The sequence below is a fragment of the Levilactobacillus parabrevis ATCC 53295 genome (assembly GCF_001434055.1).
GTDB lineage: Bacteria > Bacillota > Bacilli > Lactobacillales > Lactobacillaceae > Levilactobacillus > Levilactobacillus parabrevis.
In genome coordinates this window covers 1-283 of sequence record NZ_AZCZ01000119.1, presented here as the reverse complement: position 1 = coordinate 283, position 283 = coordinate 1, and the positions used below count along the sequence as shown (strand labels likewise).

General features: G+C 51.6%; 1 protein-coding gene. It reads right to left on the bottom strand.

The annotated features are described in order from the left end of the window. Window positions 1–86 precede the first annotated feature (86 nt). On the bottom strand, window positions 87–283 hold a 197-nt coding region (locus FD07_RS11990; protein ID WP_156403296.1), incomplete at its 5' end, for an MFS transporter.

The window sequence follows — 283 nt, the reverse complement described above, 5'->3', positions numbered from 1 at the left end:
AGAATCCTTGGCAGCCGCAGGCGACATTTTACACGAATGTAATAAACACAAAGACCCCGTTCACCATGAAGTGGACGGGGTTTTGACTATTCCATAGAAGTTTGTGATGACCGCTGCCGAATCTCTGGTGCGAACCACCACAGTAACGCTAGGTTAACCAGCATCAGCAGGGCGGTCGAGAAGAAGACGGCGTTGTAGTTAAAGATTCCGGCGAGCCAGCCACCGAGGAGTGCACCCAGCATGTTGCCAATCGATTGAAACGACTGATTCCAGCTGAAGACGG